This window comes from Devosia sp. Root413D1 (assembly GCF_001425235.1).
Classification (GTDB): domain Bacteria; phylum Pseudomonadota; class Alphaproteobacteria; order Rhizobiales; family Devosiaceae; genus Devosia_A.
In genome coordinates, this window is record NZ_LMEA01000006.1 from 1 (window position 1) to 2,703 (window position 2,703).

The 2,703-nt window shown below is 65.0% G+C and carries 4 protein-coding genes and 1 pseudogene; 4 read left to right on the top strand and 1 reads right to left on the bottom strand.

Features of this window, described 5'->3' with window-relative positions; all coding sequences use genetic code 11:
* Positions 1-98: pseudogene (locus ASC89_RS28875) on the bottom strand (ATP-dependent DNA ligase); the annotation flags it as partial.
* A 532-nt stretch (positions 99-630) separates the two neighbouring features.
* Between ASC89_RS28875 and ASC89_RS04795 the strand changes: the two are divergent.
* The 4 genes from ASC89_RS04795 (at position 631) to ASC89_RS04810 (ending at position 2,358) form a co-directional block, all read left to right on the top strand.
* Positions 631-834, top strand: coding sequence for a hypothetical protein (locus ASC89_RS04795; RefSeq protein WP_055995285.1), 204 nt, complete (start codon positions 631-633; stop codon positions 832-834).
* A 26-nt stretch (positions 835-860) separates the two neighbouring features.
* Positions 861-1,490 carry a phosphotransferase family protein gene (locus ASC89_RS04800; RefSeq protein WP_407065055.1) on the top strand — a complete coding sequence of 210 codons (630 nt, stop codon included), beginning with the start codon at positions 861-863 and terminating at the stop codon, positions 1,488-1,490.
* Positions 1,491-1,672: 182 nt separating this feature from the next.
* Positions 1,673-1,936, top strand: a complete 264-nt coding sequence (locus ASC89_RS04805; RefSeq protein ID WP_055995291.1) for a type II toxin-antitoxin system Phd/YefM family antitoxin — start codon at positions 1,673-1,675, stop codon at positions 1,934-1,936.
* Entirely contained in the window at positions 1,933-2,358 is a 426-nt protein-coding gene (locus tag ASC89_RS04810) for a type II toxin-antitoxin system VapC family toxin (protein WP_055995294.1), read from the top strand. The genes ASC89_RS04805 and ASC89_RS04810 overlap by 4 nt, the downstream gene beginning before the upstream one ends.
* Positions 2,359-2,703 lie beyond the last annotated feature (345 nt).

Genomic DNA, 2,703 nt, shown 5'->3' on the forward strand with positions numbered 1-2,703 from the left:
AGCGAGCCCACCAGCTTGCTGCCGGCGCCATAGCGAAAGCCACCGACCACGCAGTCCGCCGTACGGATCCGCTTGATCTTCAGCAGCTCACGCTCACCCGCGGCGCTCCATGCCGGAAGCCCCGGCGGTGCTCCGATCGCCCGCCGGCCCTCTGGGGAGAGGGCGGGGTGAGGGGTAGCCAAGCGCGCGAAATGTCGGGGACAAGGTTGTCGCCGTGCCATTGCGGTGTTCGCTGGAGTACCGCATACGTTATCGGCCGGTGCGCCTGGCGCCCCTCACCCTGACCCTCTCCCCCGGGAGCGCTATCGCGCCCCTAGGAGGGGCGAGGGGACGCACTTTGCACTGACGGTGCGGACAGCCACCGGGACAACCCCCGAGCAACTCATTTCGAGACGCTCCACCGCCCCAGTTGCTTCATCCCGCACCGGTTCGGACGTTCCGAGCTGCGCCCAACTGACATCCTTGCCGGCGCTGCCGTGGCAAATCGGCGCGGCGAGGGGCCGCTCGGCGAGCCGGTTTTCTTCAGGTCAGATTTTTGCAGTCATAGACGGTTGCAGTCTCGCCTGGCGTAAGGTCACTCGGTGGGTCGCGCTCTGCGACGATGTTCTGGTGGAGCGGAGGGGAATTCAAATGCTGACCGATAGCGAAGATCTCGGCACTCTCTCGGCCCTTGGTGCTCCTGACGCCCCGTTGCTCGGAGAGGGCGGCGAAGCCAGGGTCTATGCTCTCGGCCATCGGCAGGTGTTGCGCCTGATGCGGCCCGGTGCTTCGCTTACGCAGCAGCGTGTCCGCGCCGAACTGCTGGCGGAATCGCAGCCGGCCGCGGCGCCATAGCTTTTGCGACGCCGGAGGTCGAGCGCCTGGTCGAGGTCGGCGGCCGGGTCGCGGTCATCGAGCGCCGGCTGCCGGGCACTCCGTTCTCGCAGGCTTTGTCCGAGGCGCAGGGCGCCGAGCGGCAGCAGCTACTACTGAGCTATCTGGAGGCAGCCAGCCAGATTGGCGATATTGCGATCAAAAGAGATTTCTTCGGCGATCTCGGTTCGGAGCGCGCCATTCGACGGCCGAGCTATCGGGACTATCTGCAGGCGCGGCTGGAGATGACGCGCTCGCTGCCGGGGCCCCTCAGTCATTTGCCGATTACAGACCTCGATGGGATCCCGGACTGCTCGTCCGGGACGTTCGTGCATTTCGATTTCTTTCCCGGCAATGTCCTGGTCGAGGCGGGGCGCGTTACTGCGGTGATTGATTTCGGCGCGACATCGATGATTGCCGATCGCCGCCTGGATTGCTGGTCGGCCGTTGCCTATCTCGATGCGGAACTGGCCCCAGAAGCCAACCTGGAGGATCGCGCCCTGGCCCTGCACTGGCTGGAGCAACGGGGATTCGGGGCAGAGTTCGCTGCCGCCAAACGGTGGATCGCCAGCTACTGGTGTTTCGCCTTTGATGATCCGAAGGTGAGCGCCTGGTGCTCGCGAGTGCTGGCGCCATAGAATGAACAGCGGCTCGGTTCGCTCGAGGATGCGCCCGCGGGGGAGACACTGCGCGACAGGGCTGTCAGCGATGAAGCGTCAGACTCCCGATCGTGCCGTTCCATAATGCACCTTATGCGCAGCGCTTGCCTTGAGGTGATCGTGACCTATATGGTCACGATAGTCATTTCTGGAGCGTCGTCGTGAGCAAGCAGAACTCCGTCCATGAGTGGACCGTGGCGTCAGCCAAAGCGCACTTGTCCGAGGTGATTTCCCGCGCGCAGGATTCGCCGCAGACCATTACCCGGAACGGCAAGGCCAGCGTGGTGATCGTTTCGATCGAGGAATGGCAGCACAAGAGCCAGCGGCAGGGGAGCCTCGCGAGCTTTCTCATGCAGTCGCCGCTCGCCGGCGCCGGGCTCGAGCTCGAGCGCGACGATGATGGCGGCCGGGATCTGCCGTTGTGAACTATCTGCTCGATACCAACGTGCTGTCCGAGCCGCAGCGGCCGCGGCCGGACCGGCAGGTGATGGCCTGGCTCGACCAGGTCGATGAGGATCGCACCTATCTCAGCGTCATCACGGTGGGGGAGATCGCGCGCGGCGTCGAGCTGCTCGATGACGGCAAGCGGAAAACCGCGCTCCGGCATTGGCTCGATGCCGACCTGCCGGCTCGCTTCGGTGCGCGCCTGTTGCCGATCGACCGGGAGACGGCGCTGGTCTGGGGCGGAGTGATGGCCGGCGCCAGGGCGGCGGGTAAGGGGTTGGGGGTGATGGATGCGTGGATCGCGGCTTCAGCCCTGCGCCATGGGCTGACGCTCGTCACACGCAACACCAAGGATTTTGCCGGGCTCGAGGTCGAGCTGCTGGATCCATGGACCGCGGCATAGGTCGCTCTCTCCCGTCAGGGGAATCGGCGAGACACCCTCGATTCCCTGAGCTGTCCCGGCGTTCGGTGGAAAGCTCTGCCGTGCCCGCCTGCACTCCGACAGGCTCTCCTGCAGCGCCTAGGTCGGCGAAAGCCCTGGAAACCGGGCGTTTGCGGCATCTCTCCACAGGCCGGCACGGCGTCGGCGAAAGATTCGTCATCTTTCGTTCATGAGGGGTGTTGACAGGAAATGGGGCTGCCCGTATACACCGCCTCGCTGACGACGCCGAGCACTAGCTGCTCCCACTGATCAGCGATTACTGAAAGGGCAGAGCTGCTGCCGGGCAACCGGAAGTAGGTTTTTGTT